This window comes from Mesorhizobium sp. M8A.F.Ca.ET.057.01.1.1 (assembly GCF_003952565.1).
Taxonomy (GTDB): Bacteria; Pseudomonadota; Alphaproteobacteria; order Rhizobiales; family Rhizobiaceae; genus Mesorhizobium.
In genome coordinates, this window is record NZ_CP034454.1 from 310631 (window position 1) to 325544 (window position 14914).

At 58.4% G+C, this 14914-nt stretch carries 10 protein-coding genes and 3 pseudogenes; 8 read left to right on the plus strand and 5 right to left on the minus strand.

Going from position 1 to position 14914, the window contains the following annotated elements; translation table 11 throughout:
• The first annotated feature begins 14 nt into the window (after positions 1-14).
• From EJ077_RS32475 to EJ077_RS01395, 7 genes and pseudogenes are all read left to right on the plus strand, one after another.
• The gene (locus EJ077_RS32475; RefSeq protein WP_281040209.1) at positions 15-911 is read left to right on the plus strand and encodes an aldehyde dehydrogenase family protein; all 897 of its coding nucleotides are present in this window, start codon (positions 15-17) and stop codon (positions 909-911) included.
• An 848-nt stretch (positions 912-1759) separates the two neighbouring features.
• Positions 1760-2425, plus strand: a complete 666-nt coding sequence (gene ehuC, locus EJ077_RS01375) for an ectoine/hydroxyectoine ABC transporter permease subunit EhuC (RefSeq protein ID WP_208699279.1) — start codon at positions 1760-1762, stop codon at positions 2423-2425.
• Complete coding sequence (locus EJ077_RS01380) at positions 2422-2922, plus strand: ABC transporter permease subunit (RefSeq protein ID WP_281040189.1); 501 nt, start codon at positions 2422-2424, stop codon at positions 2920-2922. The genes ehuC and EJ077_RS01380 overlap by 4 nt, the downstream gene beginning before the upstream one ends.
• Positions 2862-3089, plus strand: coding sequence for a hypothetical protein (locus tag EJ077_RS32480; RefSeq protein ID WP_281040190.1), 228 nt, complete (start codon positions 2862-2864; stop codon positions 3087-3089). The genes EJ077_RS01380 and EJ077_RS32480 overlap by 61 nt, the downstream gene beginning before the upstream one ends.
• 1 nt (position 3090) lies before the next feature.
• The gene (gene ehuA / locus EJ077_RS01385; RefSeq protein WP_143974811.1) at positions 3091-3903 is read left to right on the plus strand and encodes an ectoine/hydroxyectoine ABC transporter ATP-binding protein EhuA; all 813 of its coding nucleotides are present in this window, start codon (positions 3091-3093) and stop codon (positions 3901-3903) included.
• Positions 3904-4390: 487 nt separating this feature from the next.
• Positions 4391-4732 (plus strand): annotated as a pseudogene (locus EJ077_RS01390) (helix-turn-helix domain-containing protein); the annotation flags it as partial.
• A gap of 432 nt (positions 4733-5164) precedes the next feature.
• Positions 5165-6194, plus strand: a pseudogene (locus EJ077_RS01395) (IS481 family transposase).
• Between the two features lie 224 nt (positions 6195-6418).
• Here the strand turns inward: EJ077_RS01395 and EJ077_RS01400 are convergent.
• The 5 genes and pseudogenes from EJ077_RS01400 to EJ077_RS01420 form a co-directional block, all read right to left on the minus strand.
• Positions 6419-7456, minus strand: a complete 1038-nt coding sequence (locus tag EJ077_RS01400) for an IS110 family transposase (RefSeq protein ID WP_208699281.1) — start codon at positions 7454-7456, stop codon at positions 6419-6421.
• Between the two features lie 322 nt (positions 7457-7778).
• Positions 7779-8941 (minus strand): annotated as a pseudogene (locus EJ077_RS01405) (M24 family metallopeptidase); the annotation flags it as partial.
• A 138-nt stretch (positions 8942-9079) separates the two neighbouring features.
• Complete coding sequence (locus tag EJ077_RS01410) at positions 9080-10258, minus strand: GlxA family transcriptional regulator (RefSeq protein WP_416859540.1); 1179 nt, start codon at positions 10256-10258, stop codon at positions 9080-9082.
• A gap of 143 nt (positions 10259-10401) precedes the next feature.
• On the minus strand, positions 10402-11799 hold the full coding sequence (locus tag EJ077_RS01415) for an aspartate aminotransferase family protein (protein WP_208699284.1): 1398 nt from the start codon (positions 11797-11799) through the stop codon (positions 10402-10404).
• 12 nt (positions 11800-11811) lie between these two features.
• On the minus strand, positions 11812-13290 hold the full coding sequence (locus EJ077_RS01420) for an NAD-dependent succinate-semialdehyde dehydrogenase (protein ID WP_208699286.1): 1479 nt from the start codon (positions 13288-13290) through the stop codon (positions 11812-11814).
• 661 nt (positions 13291-13951) lie between these two features.
• Between EJ077_RS01420 and EJ077_RS01425 the strand changes: the two genes are divergently transcribed.
• A complete protein-coding gene (locus EJ077_RS01425; protein WP_208699289.1) occupies positions 13952-14914 on the plus strand; it encodes an HpcH/HpaI aldolase/citrate lyase family protein in 963 nt (320 codons plus the stop codon).

The following is a 14914-nucleotide window of genomic DNA, read 5'->3' on the forward strand; positions in this document are numbered from 1 at the left end:
GTGAGACCGCGGGCCTGCCTGCCGGAGCCGTAAACGTGCTCACTGGGTACGGCCAGACGGCAGGCCAGGCGCTGATCGATCATCCCGATGTTCGCCACATCGTCTTTACGGGCTCCATGGCAACCGGGCGAACCGTCCTCAAGGCTGCAGCGGAGCGCATCGTACCCTGCATCATGGAACTGGGCGGCAAATCGGCCGCTGTCGTTTATTCCGATGCCGATCTCGACGCCGTCGTGGAAGCGGTGCGTATCGGAACCTATCTAAATGCTGGCCAGAATTGCAACAACCTAACAAGATTGCTTGTAGAGCGTTCAATCGCTGATGAAACGTTAGAAAGAGTGAAGGCTTGCGTCGAAGGACTCTCAATTGGACCAGGACGCGAAAACTGCGACATCACCCCGTTGATCTCTCAAAAGCAGCGAGAGGGGGTCGAGAGCGCCTGCCGGATGGCCCTGTCGCAAGGGGCACGGCTTGTGGCCGGCGGAACTGCACTTTCAGAGCGAAGCGGCTATTTCATGGCGCCGACTGTATTTGCCGATGTCGCGCCCGACAGTAGTCTTTTCCAGAAAGAAGTCTTCGGCCCTGTTCTTTCCGTTACTGCTTTCGATGATCCGATAAAAGGGATCGAACTGGCAAACGATACCGATCAAGGCTTGGCAGCGGGCGTTTTCACCCGGGATATCGACCGGGCTCTTTGGAGCGCGGATCGCCTTTGGGCTGGCCAGGTGTACGTGAATGGATGGTACGTCGGCGGCGTAGAGACGCCGTTCGGTGGAGTGAAGAAGTCTGGCTACGGCAGGGAAAAGGGTCAGGAAGCGCTTGATGGCTACCTGCAGACCAGAAATATTGGCATCCGGATCTCACAACCCTTGTCTGGTTCGCGAAGCAGCGTCCGCAACAGCTCCACATGACCTAGTTGTCGCCAGCAGTTGTTCGCCACCCGCCACACGTCGGTGTGGCGGCCGAGACGCCGACATTTGCTAGGATCTACTTTTCGTTGCGCGAACTTAGCGCCGAGCCCGATGGGCTGATCAGTGGCCATGGCTGCCAGGTTGAGGATTGAAAATTGCTCATCTTATTGCGGTTCAGGTCATACGTCTGGCCCGCGGCACCCCCACTCCCTCTTTTCGAGCAGAATTTCTCGGACATCATTCTGAAGATTCCGACGACCTCGAACGGGTACCGCGCTGGCCTACGGACGGCCTTGGCGTCGTCGGCGAACGCTTGCGTTACGGCTCCAGCGATGCAGCGTCAGCTATTGCCGGAAGGGCCAGCACGTTCCGCGTGAGGACCCGCAGCTCTGCTATGTCGCGCATTGCACCTCGCCACCCTGATGCCTTCTGTGAATGTGAGATCACGCGATTTCTGGTATTCCGGGGAGGGGTCGCCGCCGGACGCTCGCCAGCCAGGTCATTGATGTGTGGATGCCGAGTTGCTGGGTAAGTCTTCCCGCCGGGCTGACGCATAGGTCCCCCTGCCGCTGCCCCCAACGGAACAGGTGTTTCGTCGGTGGGATTGTGCGCCAATAACAAAAAGAACGCAGTTTTCCTGCGGAGCGCCAGCCATAGGAGCCCGAATCGGTCTTGGAAGCGTGCTACCTTGACGGCCAGACGGAGGGTTATGGAAGGACATTTGTCGGGTCACGTGAGCTCTGAGATACGACCCTACGCTCAAGAGGCAGGACCGCTGAGCTAGCGCCCTTCGCTGACGGTGGCATTCCGGACTAGGCCTTACTTCCGATGCGTAAAGAGGATGGTGAATGTCAATCTTGGAGTTTCTCCAAAGCTATGGCCATGCACTCTTACAGGGGACGTTGGTCACATGCGCGCAGTTCCTGCTCGCTGCTCTCATAGCGATCTTGGTCGCCCATGTGGCAGGACTTGGAAAGATTTCGAGAAACCCGCTGGTCCGCGGGGCGTCGGTGATTTACATTGAAGTGTTCCGCGGAACGTCGCTGCTAGTGCAGCTATATTGGATTTTCTTCGTGTTGCCGCTGTTTGGTATAACGCTTCCGAACTTCACCGCCGGCTACATATCCGTCGGCCTCAATATCGGTGCCTATGGCGCCGAGATTGTCCGCGGCGCCATTGAGTCAGTTCCGCGCGGACAGTGGGAAGCGGGAACCGCGCTGTCGATGCCGCAGGGCGTGAGGATGCGCAGGATCATACTGCCGCAAGCGCTGGCGATCATGCTTCCGCCTTGGGGTAATCTCCTGATCGAGCTTCTCAAGGGAACCGCCCTGGTGTCCCTCATCTCGGTCGCCGATCTCATGTTCCAGACACGCCAGATCAACGCCTCGACCTATCTGTCGGCGCAGGCGTTTGGAACAGCTTTGATTATCTACTACATCCTTGCCAGGTTCCTCATAACCCCGATGATGCGCTGGGCGGAACGCTTGGTTGCCGGGAGGCTTGGAAGGGCATGACATTCAACTGGCGCTGGGACTTTACGTGGGAGATCCTGCCACAGTTGTTATGGGCTACCCTCAACACGTTGATTGCAGCCGGGATCGGGTATGCAATTGCTCTGGTCGGTGGCCTGCTGCTCGCTCTTGCACAACGCACAAAGTGGCCCGCACTGACATTTGTCGTCAGGGAGCTGATTGAATTCATCCGGTCCACGCCCTTGGTCCTGCAGATTTTCTTTGTTTTCTACGTCGGACCCCAGTTCGGGATTTTCCTGTCGCCCTGGGTATCCGGCATCTTTGCGATCGGTCTGCACTATTCGGCCTATCTCTCGGAGGTTTACCGCGCAGGCCTCAATTCCGTGGCTCCCGGGCAATGGGAAGTGTGCCGTGCGCTGAACATGTCCCCCGCGTCACCTATGTACGCATCATCATCCCGCAGGCGCTTGCGCCTGCGGTGCCAGGCCTCGGCAACTACCTGGTGGGCATCCTCAAGGACACGCCCATGCTGTCGGTAATTGGTGTCATGGAGCTAATGCACACGGCCAACGCTTTAGGGTCCGAGAACTACAGGTATCTGGAACCTTTTACATTGGTTGGCCTGATTTTCCTCTTGATCTCGCTTCCGACGGCCGGACTCGTCAGGATGTTCGAACGACGGCTGCGGCTGAGACTAGGACTGTAAAATGAGCAATACCGACTATCCCCTTGAACTGCCGGAGCATGACCGCCCCATGGTCCGGTTCATGAACGTCAGCAAGAGCTACGGAAGGCTCAACGTCATCAGCCACCTCGATTTTGACGTGGCCGAAGGCGAGATGGTTACCATTATAGGACCCTCGGGGTCCGGGAAGACCACGGTGTTGCGAGCCCTTATGACACTCGAAACTATCAATGGCGGCGTGATATACGTTGACGGCAAGCCATTGACACACATGCCCCGCGATGGGGTCCTTGTGCCGGCAGACGAGCGATACCAGCGGAAGATTCGCTCCTCGATCGGGATGTGTTTCCAGCACTTCAACCTGTTTCCGCATATGACCGCGATCCAGAACTGCATGGAAGGCCCAGTCCAGGTACTGGGGCTTTCGAGGAAAGAGGCGCTTGAGCGATCCGAAGAGCTCCTGAAAATGGTGGGTATGATCGACAAGCGCGACCAGCATCCTTCCCGTCTATCAGGAGGACAACAACAGCGTGTCGCCATAGCCCGCGCGTTGGCGATGCGGCCCAAGGTGATGCTTTTCGACGAAGTCACTTCCGCCCTCGATCCCGAAGTCATTGGCGAGGTGACACATGTCATTCGAAAGCTAGTCGCCGAGCACAATCTAACCATGATCATGGTCACGCATCAGATGGGCTTTGCTCGCGACATCTCTGACCGCGTGTGCTTCTTTTATGGCGGCTCGATAGAGGAGCAGGCGCCCCCGCAAATATTGTTCACCAGCCCACAGCGCGACCGCACCAAGCAGTTCCTCTCTGCCGTCAAGGAAGCGGTTTGAAAGATCCGCATTGAGTCTTCGTCCCCAATTGCATGGCCTTGACCCGCTGAGGGACTACGGCCATGGAGCGTTCCGACTTACTTTTAAGCCCGTCCCGACCGGTCAGCGAAGTATTGGCCTAGAGGCTTTGATGGATCGAGGCGCAGTTCCTCTCGTTACCCGAAGGCGATGGCCAGTCAGTCTGGCAACTGGCGCTTTGCGCGACATCCGTCGCGAAAGGACCGCTGCTGTCCAACTCCGCCCATTTTATTGCTGGGCAAAGATTGGTCTCATGAAGGCCAGCATGCCTCCACTTCAGAGCTTGCTACGGCGCAGACGCCTTAGGGGTCTGACGTTCTAAGTGCATCTGATAGCGAGACCATCTGGTCGTAAGATGAATGCGATCGGCAAACTGAATTTGACATAGAACCTCAGAGCAGTGAAACGTACCGGGGTTCAGTTCTTGCCTAGGTTCGCATTATCAAGATTAACCAGGACTGAAGCTTGAATGACAGCACCCCTCTCCAAGAGCCTGCGCGAGCGCATCGTACTTGCGATTGAAGCTGGCGAGAGCTGCCGGTCGGTCGCGGCTCGTTTTGGGATTGCAGTTTCTTCCGCCGTTAAATGGTCGCAGCGCTACCGAATGAGCGGTTCTATCGAGCCTCGCAAGATGGGTGGCCACCGAAAGCGCGTTCTGGAACCTCACCGGGATTTCATTCAGGAGCGAATCGACAAGGCCCCGCATTTGACACTGCATCAGTTGAAAGCCGAGCTTGAGGCACATGGTGTGAAGGTCTCACATGACACCGTTTGGCAATTCCTGCGGCGTGAGGGGCTAAGCTTCCAAAGGTGGACAGGCTCCGTGCCAATTTTGCGTGGCGACCCGAAAGCCGAGCCCGAGCAGACCCTGCATACTTGATTGGGTTATGCCGGGACCTGATGCAGAGTCATTCTTCTCGATGATGGGTGAGCTTGATAACGCTTTCAGGCTCTCTCATGTCTTATGCCTGTATCGCTTGACGGAACACCGCTGTCGTCGTGGCGCTCCCATGAAGAACCGGCCCATAGCGCATCCCCGGATTCGGAGGACAAGCCGCCTCAAAACCTGGATCAAACGTCTAGCGGAGGTTGCCAGAAGCTGGGGCGTCGCCCTTCCCAAGTTGATCGAGCCCGCCGCTACGCCAGTCGCGCGCGGGCGCGCCGCAAGAAGCTGAACGTACGCTAGATGTTTGATCCCAGGCTTTGATGGGGCATCCTTATCTCCCGAATCAAAGGATGCGCTATGGGCCAAGTTCTGCATGGGAGCGCCACAACGACAGAGGCGGTCCGTCGAGCGACAACATAGTCAAGAGAGCCTGAGGACACTGGCCAGGCGCTACGGGATCAACCAGAAGACGGTTGCGAAGTGGAAGAGGCGAGCTTCGGTCGCCGATCTACCGACTGGTCCGAAGGAACCGAGATCGACGGTGCTCTCGATTGAGGAGGAGGCGGTCATTGTCGCTTTCCGCCGCTACACGCTGCTGCCGCTCGACGACGGCCTCTATGCGCTTCAAGCGACCATCCCGCACCTGACGCGGTCTTCATTGCATCGCTGCCTGCAACGCCATGGCATCGGCGGGCTCCCGGATGTCGAGGGCGACAAACCGGCGAAGAGGAAATTCAAGAGCTACCCGATCGGCTACTTCCACATCGACATTGCCGAGGTCAGGACCGAGCAGGGCAAGCTGCACATGTTCGTCGCTATCGACCGCACCTCGAAGTTCGCCTTCGTCGAGTTGCACGAGAAGGCCCCCACAGCCGTATCAAGAGACTTTCTACTGCGGTTGATCGCAGCCGTGCCCTACAGGATCCACACCGTGCTTACCGACAATGGCATCCAGTTCACCACCCCCGGTGCCGGTGGCTCGGCGGTGCCGCTGATCAAGGAGGCAATCGCCAATGGCGAGATCTTCCGCGCTCACGCCTTCGAATACGCCTGCGCCAGGAACGACATCGAGCACCGCACGACCAAGGCTAGGCATCCGTGGACCAACGGCCAGGTCGAGAGGATGAACCGAACTATCAAGGACGCCACCGTCAAGCGCTTCTACTATGAGAGCCACGATCAGCTCCGGCAGCATCTCACCGACTTCGTCGCCGCCTACAACTTCGCCCGCAGGCTCAAGACCCTCAAGGGCCTCGCGCCCTACGAGTTCATTTGCAAGGCATGGGCGTCACAACCGGAACGCTTCAAGCTTGATCCGCTCCAGCAAATGCCGGGACTTCTCGTTGAAGTCAATCGCTTTCAAGCTTCCTCTACCACGGGCATTTGATGTCTTTCGCGAGGCCTTGCTTCTCTTCGGGATCGGCGCGTTGGCCCTCCCAGCATGGGATCAGTTGGAGTGAAGGGGACAATCTAAACAGCGTTCTCACCATGTTGCCGCGGTGGAAACGAGTCCCGGCACGTCCTCTCTTCATCCTCCGTCCCGCGAAGGACATTCATCCGCCCTGGCGGATCTCGTTATCGGATGTTCTCCCTTTCGTTTGGTGGACCCGGCTATATCACCGCCGTCGCTTCCTCTCGCGCCCAGCGGAACTCACTGCCATCGGACCATATTCTGTGCATGATGACAGCTAATCTGCGAGCAAGGGCAACGGTCGCTCTTTGTCGGCCCCGGCGCTTAGCGACGTTCATCGCCCAAGCTTTCAGCCATGACCACTTTTTCACCACCGTCAGCAAGACTTGCGCGGCTTCATAAAGTAGCGTTCGCATCATGGCGTCACCGCACAGGGAAACACGTCCGACGCGATTGTCCTCGCCTGATTGATGCAAGCGCGGCGTTAACCCAAGAGCCGGCCCTACGGCCTTCGAATTCTTGAAGCGGGCAGGAATGTCGACTGTGGCCTTGAAAGCCAGCGCAACGACAGGTCCGACACCAGGGACGGTCATCAACCGCCTGCAAACCGTGTCACCCTTCACGATCGACAACAGCCTTTCATGCAATACCGTGAACTGCTCGCGAAGTTTCTGCCGGGCGGCGAGCAACACCTCCATGATGTCACGTAGCTCCGGGATGTCGCCGGAAAGGTCCTGGATGCGATCCGCAAATTTGGCAGCGCCGACAATGCCAACCTTGAGACCGAAGTTACGCAACAGGCCTCGAATGTCGTTCTCAATTGCGATGGCCTTTTCCTGCAGCAACTTGCGGGCTGTCAACAGCGCCCGACGTTCCTGGCTCATCAGCGTCTTGACGTGCACCGGCCGGAACAAATTAACCCGCATCATCTGCGCGATGCCGCGCGCATCGTTGCGGTCGGTCTTGTTGACCTGCGCCTTGAGAAAGGCCTTCGCATGACGGGTTTCGATGCAGATTGCAGGTAGTCCGGCTCCCGCCAGACCACTGAACAACCATTGTGATAAGGGACCAGCTTCAAGCCCGATCCGGGCCAAATTCCAGGCGGGGTTCTTCAACGCCTCAACAAGATCGTCCGGATGGCTCGCAACCTTCATCTCTCGGCAAATGCGGCCTCCTTCATCCACGATGCAAACGGCCGTCTCTTTTACGGAGACGTCCAGTCCGGCATAATGCTTCATGCTGCGCTTCCTTTCCTGATGCTTGTGGCTGTTCACGCAGACCACGTTTTATCATCAGCTCGAAGCGCAGCACCTCAAACACCCGTTCAAGACGGGGGGCAAAGCCGAATACCCCATCTAAACATCTAAAGGCCCGATACCGGCAGCCGCGACGGCTTCGACGGCAATACCGAAGCGGGCCTCTGCCTCATGCCGCTGAACCGGCTTCTTCGAACACTGATTAAGGCCGGCGCATCGCTCTCTTCGCTCGACGTTGCCGAATTGCGATGGAGTTGGCGGTCGATCGGCGTCCCAGCGCGGGATAAATCATTGCCGACCAGTGTTTGACATGGATCTCTCGCGGGAAGCTGGTCAGAGTCTCGCAGCCGTCAGCAGTGACGAGGATGGTTTCGCTCACTTCGATCCCCCAGCCGTCCATCCAGATGCCGAGGATTGAATGTAGGACATTGCCCGGCTTCAGGATCGTCCCCTGGCGCAGGCTGATCGTGTGCTCGCCCCAGTCTGGCGGATAGGCCGCGCCGATCGAATAGCCAATGCGGGATTCCTTCTTCAGGCCGTAACGCTGGATGACCTTGCGCCAGCTCGCCTCGATGTCCTCCGCCCGCCATGCCTGATCGACGCAAGCACGGCCTCCATGCCTTCGAGCACGGCCTTGCCGGTGTCGCCGACCTTGGCTGGCATGGCGCCCAGCGGAAGGGTCCGCGCCAGACCGGCGGCATAGCGACGAACGACGCCGGCCAGCTCGAGCGCGACGGTTTCGTTGTGGCCAAAGCGACGATCGCTCCACATGATGTGCGGCGCCGATGCATTTTCGCCCCCCAGTATTGTCGGTGGTAGGGCGGTGATGTCGCCGGCGAAATCCGGCGATCCAGCTACCTGAGCGGCTTGGATTGTGGCGATGGCGTCGCACTCGCGAACGCCTGGCGCTATAACCTCGTAGGCCGCGGTGACCGCCGCCTCGGCAAGACGCGAGGCTTTGCGTAGGTAGCCGATCTCGGCTTCCGATTTGACGCTGCGGATCCAGTTCACCAGAAGGTCGGCGTCGTGGAACACTGCGTTTGGCAGGCCCGCTGTCAGGCGCGCATGCGCCTTGGGCGAATAGTAGTAGGCTTCAAGCTCGATGCCGATATTGCCGCGCCCCCAGCCCTTCCTGTTGATCCAGGCGGCAATCCAGTCCATCGGATGACGGTCGGTGCGCTGGACATGATCTTCGGGAAAGCCGACGACGTTCTCCGGCTTCATCCAAGCCGTCAGCAACCCGCCGGCGGCATCCATGGCGCGACCGATCCAGACCGGCTCCTCGTCGGCGAGCGGGACCAGGACCATCTGCGGCGTGTAAAACGACCAGCCGTCATAGCCGGTGATGTAATGCTGGTTGGCGACGTCGTTGACGATGAGAAGATCGAGGTTGCGGCGCGCCATTTCCGCGCGGATAGCGGAAAGCCTGCTGCGGTATTCGTCGGGGTGGAATGGTAATGGTATCATGTTGAGAAAATCCTCTCTATCGCGCCCGGGTCGACCCAGGGCGAGCCCGGTTTCGAACCTTACATTCGAGAAGAGCCCATCGACGTGAGCCCATCACCACACCAGCGCCATAACTGATATTCACAGAATAACTATCCGCTAGTGGCAGTTAGGCACGCTTTCGTAACTTAGCCTCCGATCGATTTTCCTGATTCTATTTTCTTCCGGCGCGCTCGATCGCGCTTTTTTTCGTTGGTGAACTGGCAGTCGTGATTGATGCGGCGCGCACCCGTAGGCGTCGCGGTACGCTTTTGAGAAGTGCGATGCGGAGATAAAGCCGCAAGCCATCGCTATCTCGACGACCGGCAGGCGGGAACTGATGAGCAGCAGATGCGCCCGTTCCAGGCGAAGATCCAAATAATAACGGCTTGGAGAACATCCCAGTTCTCTCCTAAATAGCCGCTCGATTTGACGTCGGGAAAGGCCGGCTGATCCCACAAGTTCGTCCAATAGCAATGGCTCCGTAAGGTTTGCCTCCATCTCCTCGATTATCTTGATGACCGCCCGATGGTTTAGTTGCACTCGTGAATGGAGTGGCAAACGTTGGCGGTCACCCGCTGAACGGGTCCTGCACGCGATAGCTTTTTCACAAATACGATTGACGACTATCGTTCCATGGTGACGGTCAACCAAATCTAGAAACATGTCGAAGGGAGCGTCTCCCCCGGCACAGGTATACAGGTCTCCATCCCGCTCAAAGGCGGTTTGAGTGGAGGACACACCTAGAAAGCGCTCAGAGAATATAGGAAATTGTTCCCAGTGAACCGCGCAACGCCGCCCTTCAGCAACCCCGGCTCGAGCAAGCACTATCGTGCCGCTACTTATGCCTACGAGGCAACTGCGGTGGTTTCTACACTCTCGAATCCAGGCCTCGAGCTGTTTGTGCGAGCTAGGAGCATTACGGCCACCGACGACGACGACGGCCGGTGCTGAGATTGATCGACGAGTTCTTTCACGTTCGAACGACAACGATGATTGAGCGCACACCAACAATCCGCAACTTGAGACCACAGGACCCCCGTCGTCCGAGACGACCTGCCAGCTATACACGTCCCGCCCCAACACTTCGTTGGCGAGCCTTAGCGCCTCTACTGCCGACGAGAACGCCTGGAGCGAAAAGGCAGGCAGGAGGTAAAAGCAAAAATTTCGGCAGGTCGACTGCGAGTCTAGCATCCCGGGAGTTCCTTCTCTGCTAGCCTGATCTCTCGTTCGTGAAACGGCCATGTGCAAAACTGCGCGACCGGCTTTGGCATTTGGATTGGCGCTGAGCCACCACATTCGGGTGCCGAGGATTCTCCCGCTAAGTGTCCATTGATATTCGCTAGCGTCGCCACCGGTGAACCGCTCAGGAGGCTGAACCTGCCTAAGGCAGACATCAGGGCGTCTGGCGCCGCAGGTTCGGCTGTCACCCGCCTCAGACGCTAAGCCCCCTCTCTCGTGAGCTCATCCATAACAAAGCGCACTGCACTCTCAGCGATGCCAATGATCTCTTCCACTTCAGACTTGGTTGTCACCAAAGGCGGAGCGAAGCCGAGGATGTCACCATGCGGCATGGCGCGGACGATCAGGCCGCGGTCGCGTGCTGCCTTCGAAATGCGTGCACCGACTTTCAGCGACGGATCGAAACGCTTCTTCTTGCCGCGATCGGCAACGAATTCGATTGCAGCCATTAGACCGACGCCGCGCACTTCGCCGACGAGCGGCAACTGCGCGAACTTCTCCTGCAACTGCGCCTGGAAGAACGCGCCGACGTCACGGGCATTGCCGGGGAGGTCTTCTTTCTCGACAATGTCGAGGACCGCGTTGGCCGCGGCGGCCCCGATCGGATGACCTGAATACGTATATCCGTGCGAGAATGCCCCGACCTTGTCCGCCCCGTCCTCCAGGACCTTGTAGACTTTTTCACCGACAATTGCCGCGGAAAGCGGGAAATAGGCCGAAGTCAGACCTTTTGCGATCGTGATGAGGTCTGGCTCGATCCCGTAGTGCTGCGAGCCGAACATGGAGCCAGTACGGCCAAAGCCGGTTATGACTTCATCTGCGATGAGCAGCACGTCGTGCTTCTTGAGCACGGCCTGGATTGCTTGCCAGTAGCCTTCCGGCGGAGGCGTGATGCCGCCGGTGCCGAGCACCGGCTCGCCGATGAAGCCCCCCACGTTGTCTGGCCCCAGCCGCTCGATCAGCTGATCAAGTTCCTCGCCGCGCCGCGCTGAAAATTCCAGTTCGGTCTCGCCCGGGGTTGCACCCCAGTAATGATGCGGAACACCGGTGTGAACGATCTGCGGAAGCGGCAGGTCCATGTGGTCGTGATAAAAGCTCATGCCGGTCATCGAGCCGGACACGACGCTGCAGCCGTGATAGCCGCGTTCACGCGAGATGATCTTCTTCTTGGTCGGCTTACCGCGGAGATTATTATAATACCAGACGAGCTTGGCCTGCGTCTCGTTGGCGTCCGAGCCGGACATGCCGTAGAACACCTTACTCATCTTGCCCGGCGCCATCTTCACGAGGCGATCGGAAAGGATTGCGAGCTCGTCGGTCGTGTGGGCGGCGTAGGAATGATAGTAGGCCAGACGGAAAGCCTGGCGGGAAATCGCTTCGGCGACCTCGGTGCGGCCGTAACCGACATTGACGCAATAAAGGCCGGCGAATCCGTCTATCAGCTGGTTGCCATGCGCATCTTGAATGCGGATGCCTTTGCCTGTCTCAACGATGGTCGGCTCGCCGAGCTTGCCGGTGGCAAAATCCTTGAGCTGTGTGAAAGGATGCAGGACAGCATTTCTATCCTTCTCGCTGATGTCCTTGATGTTGATACTCATGCGTCTGTCCCTTCAGTTTGCCGTATTACCGATGCACACGTATTTGGCTTCCAGATATTCGGCGAGACCATGCCTTGAGCCCTCGCGGCCGAGCCCGGATTGTTTCCATCCGCCAAAGGGTATGGGAGCGCCGGTGAATTTCGGGGTGTTGACGGCGACCATGCCGTATTCCAACTGATCGGTTAGCCGCATGGCGCGATTCAGATCTCTTGTGTAAACGTAAGCCGCAAGGCCCATTTCCGAGTTGTTGGCTCGTGCAAGCACTTCCGCCTCCTCATCGAACGGAAGGACTGCCGCCACCGGCCCAAAGGTCTCTTCCTTCGCCACCAGCATGTCGTCCGTGACATCGGCGAGAACAGTCGGGGTAACGAAGTTGCCCCCGAGAAGACTATCCTGTCCACCAACAACGATGCGAGCCCCGGAACAAAGAGCTTCGGACACCTGCCGTCTGCACTTTTCGGCGACGGATGGTCTGGTCATTGGGCCAATATCAACGCCGGGTTCGAATCCGTGCCCGACTTTCAGTTTACCGGTGGCCTTCGCGAATTCTTCCACGAAGCGCTCATAGTTGCCTCGCTGAACATAGATCCTATTGGCTGCCAGGCAGTCCTGACCGGATGTGGCAAATTTGGCTGCTATGCATCCAGCTACGGCTGTTTCCATGGGGGCGTCATCGAAAATGATAAAAGGAGCATTGCCGCCGAGCTCAAGCGAAGCCTTCTTCACGGTTTTTGCCGACTGCTCGAGCAGGATCCGACCGACCTCCGTCGAGCCCGTGAAGGAGAATGCCCGCACATCTCTATGATCCAATAGCCGTTTTGCGAGTGGGGCAGCCTCTCCCGTGATCACCTGAAACACGCCAGCCGGGATTCCTGCCTCCTCGGCAAGGCGGGCAAGCGCCAGAGCGGACAAGGGCGTTTCCGGGGCTGGCTTCACAATCATCGTGCAGCCCGCAGCCAAAGCGGCTCCTGCTTTCCTGGTGATCATCGCCGACGGAAAGTTCCAAGGGGTGATAGCGACCGTCACTCCGACCGGCTGCATCTGCACGGAGAGCCGGCTGCCCGCAAGATGGCTCGGAATGGTCTCGCCATATGCTCGCTCACCCTCTGCCGAAAACCAGTCAAGAAAGCTGGCGGCATATAAAATTTCACCGTGCGCCTCGGTTAATGGTTTGCCTTGTTCAGCGGTCATGATGGTGGAAAGGTCTTCCGCATTCTCGCGAATACCGGCGGACCATCTCCGCAGACATGCGCCCCGTTCCCAAGGAAGAATATTGCGCCAATGTTCAAACGCAGTCCTCGCGAAGCTGACCGCGTCATCTACATCAGACACCTCACAGGCAGCCACGTGAGCCAAGTCCTGGCCAGTAGCCGGGTCGACCACCAAGATCGTCGCAGCCTTGGAGAGCCAAGCTCCATTCACGTAGGCGCACTTTTGTAGGAGGTCCTGCCTTTTGAGCTCCTTTAACGCGGCAGTTGCTGTACCTTTCATGACTAACCTCACAATCGACCGTTCATTTCCGGCAAAATAGCCGTGCAACTGCGGCGATTGGCAGCGCGATCGAGGGCCACCAAGGCGTTCTCCTGCGAATAAGGGCATGCCACTGAGGTTTTTCGCCGTTTGATCTCTGTCGGCTTATGGGCAAGGTTCAGCAAGGAAGATGACATTGTCACCTGTGGCCATCCACGATCACACTTAGCCTCGAGGGGCGGCGAACGGTAAGTTGCAGTCGGCCACGCTAAGCGGACCTTTTGCGGGGCTGACACTTCGGCTTCGCAGTATACCTCAGGATTGTAATGGGCTTCGAAAGGTGGGGAAGTGTGATTGTAAGATCGGTGACCTGGTGGGGAGATATTGTGCTTAGATCGCCACTGCGGTTTGTGAAAACAGATTGGGGCAAATCACAAAAATCACACTAAATCGAAAATCCTCTTGCCGAAGATATTTCTGCTGCGCTCCAAATGGGTGGCAACCGCTTCCCAGGCGACGAAAGAACCAGGGAAGAGGATTTGCTGCGCGAGCGGCCGCAAATATGCAGATCTTGTGCGACGTCACCGGCTGGGCAGCACAACCCCAGCGTCCAAGGCGTGCTAGCCTGTGAAGAACACAAAAGGACTTGGAAAAGCAACAGCCCGATGCTGGGGAGCCCACGATGAGCCACACGATCAACCACCTGAAGAAACTGAGGCTGCAGCGCAGCGAGTTGGCCGTTCCCGGCTCCAGTCCGGAGATGATCGACAAGGCGGCGAACAGCGCCGCCGACTTCGTATTTCTCGACATCGAGGATGCGGTCGCGCCGCCTGACAAGGAACGCGCCCGCAAAAACATCATCCAGGCGCTCAACGACATCGACTGGCGCGCCAAGGGCAAGACCGTCTCGGTGCGCATCAACGGCCTCGATACCCATTACATGTATCGCGACGTGGTCGACGTCATGGAACAGGCCGGCGACCGCCTGGACACCATCCTGGTGCCGAAGGTGGGCGTTCCAGCGGATCTCTACATGGTCGAGGCCATGGTCAACCAGATCGAGATGGCTAAAGGTTTCAAGACCCGTGTCGGTCTAGAAGCGCTGATCGAGACCGCGCTCGGCATGGCCAATGTCGAGGCGATCGCCGCCACGCCGGGCCGGCTGGAAGCCATGCATTTCGGCGTTGCCGACTATGCCGCCAGCAACAAGGCGCGTACCGTCAACATCGGCGGCCTCAACCCCGATTATCCCGGTGACCAGTGGCATTTCGCTTTGTCGCGCATGACGGTCGCCTGCCGCGCCTACGGCCTGCGCGCCATTGACGGACCGTTCGGCGATTTCTCCGATCCCGAAGGCTACAAGGGAGCCGCAAGGCGCGCCGCAGCACTTGGCATCGAAGGCAAATGGGCGATCCATCCCTCGCAGATCGCGCTCGCCAACGACGTCTTCTCACCACCGGAAAAAGAGGTCACCCGCGCCAGGCGCATCCTCGAAGTGCTGAAAGAGGCCGAGGCGCAGGGCAAGGGAGCGGCAGCCCTCGACGGCAAGATGATCGACGCCGCGTCGGAGCGCATGGCCAGGAACGTATTGGCGGTTAACGAGGCGATCGAGCGCGCCGGCCAGGCGCATATGGCGGCGCAGTAA

Bases quoted from the DNA above. Each gene is read 5' to 3' on its own strand.
- EJ077_RS01420 (WP_208699286.1), bottom strand. From the start codon at position 13,290: ATGAAAGGTACAGCAACTGCCGCGTTAAAGGAGCTCAAAAGGCAGGAC.
- EJ077_RS01410 (WP_416859540.1), bottom strand. From the start codon at position 10,258: ATGTGGTGGCTCAGCGCCAATCCAAATGCCAAAGCCGGTCGCGCAGTT.
- EJ077_RS01425 (WP_208699289.1), top strand. From the start codon at position 13,952: ATGAGCCACACGATCAACCACCTGAAGAAACTGAGGCTGCAGCGCAGC.
- ehuC (WP_208699279.1), top strand. From the start codon at position 1,760: ATGTCAATCTTGGAGTTTCTCCAAAGCTATGGCCATGCACTCTTACAG.
- ehuA (WP_143974811.1), top strand. From the start codon at position 3,091: ATGAGCAATACCGACTATCCCCTTGAACTGCCGGAGCATGACCGCCCC.
- EJ077_RS01380 (WP_281040189.1), top strand. From the start codon at position 2,422: ATGACATTCAACTGGCGCTGGGACTTTACGTGGGAGATCCTGCCACAG.
- EJ077_RS01400 (WP_208699281.1), bottom strand. From the start codon at position 7,456: ATGAAGCATTATGCCGGACTGGACGTCTCCGTAAAAGAGACGGCCGTT.
- EJ077_RS01415 (WP_208699284.1), bottom strand. From the start codon at position 11,799: ATGAGTATCAACATCAAGGACATCAGCGAGAAGGATAGAAATGCTGTC.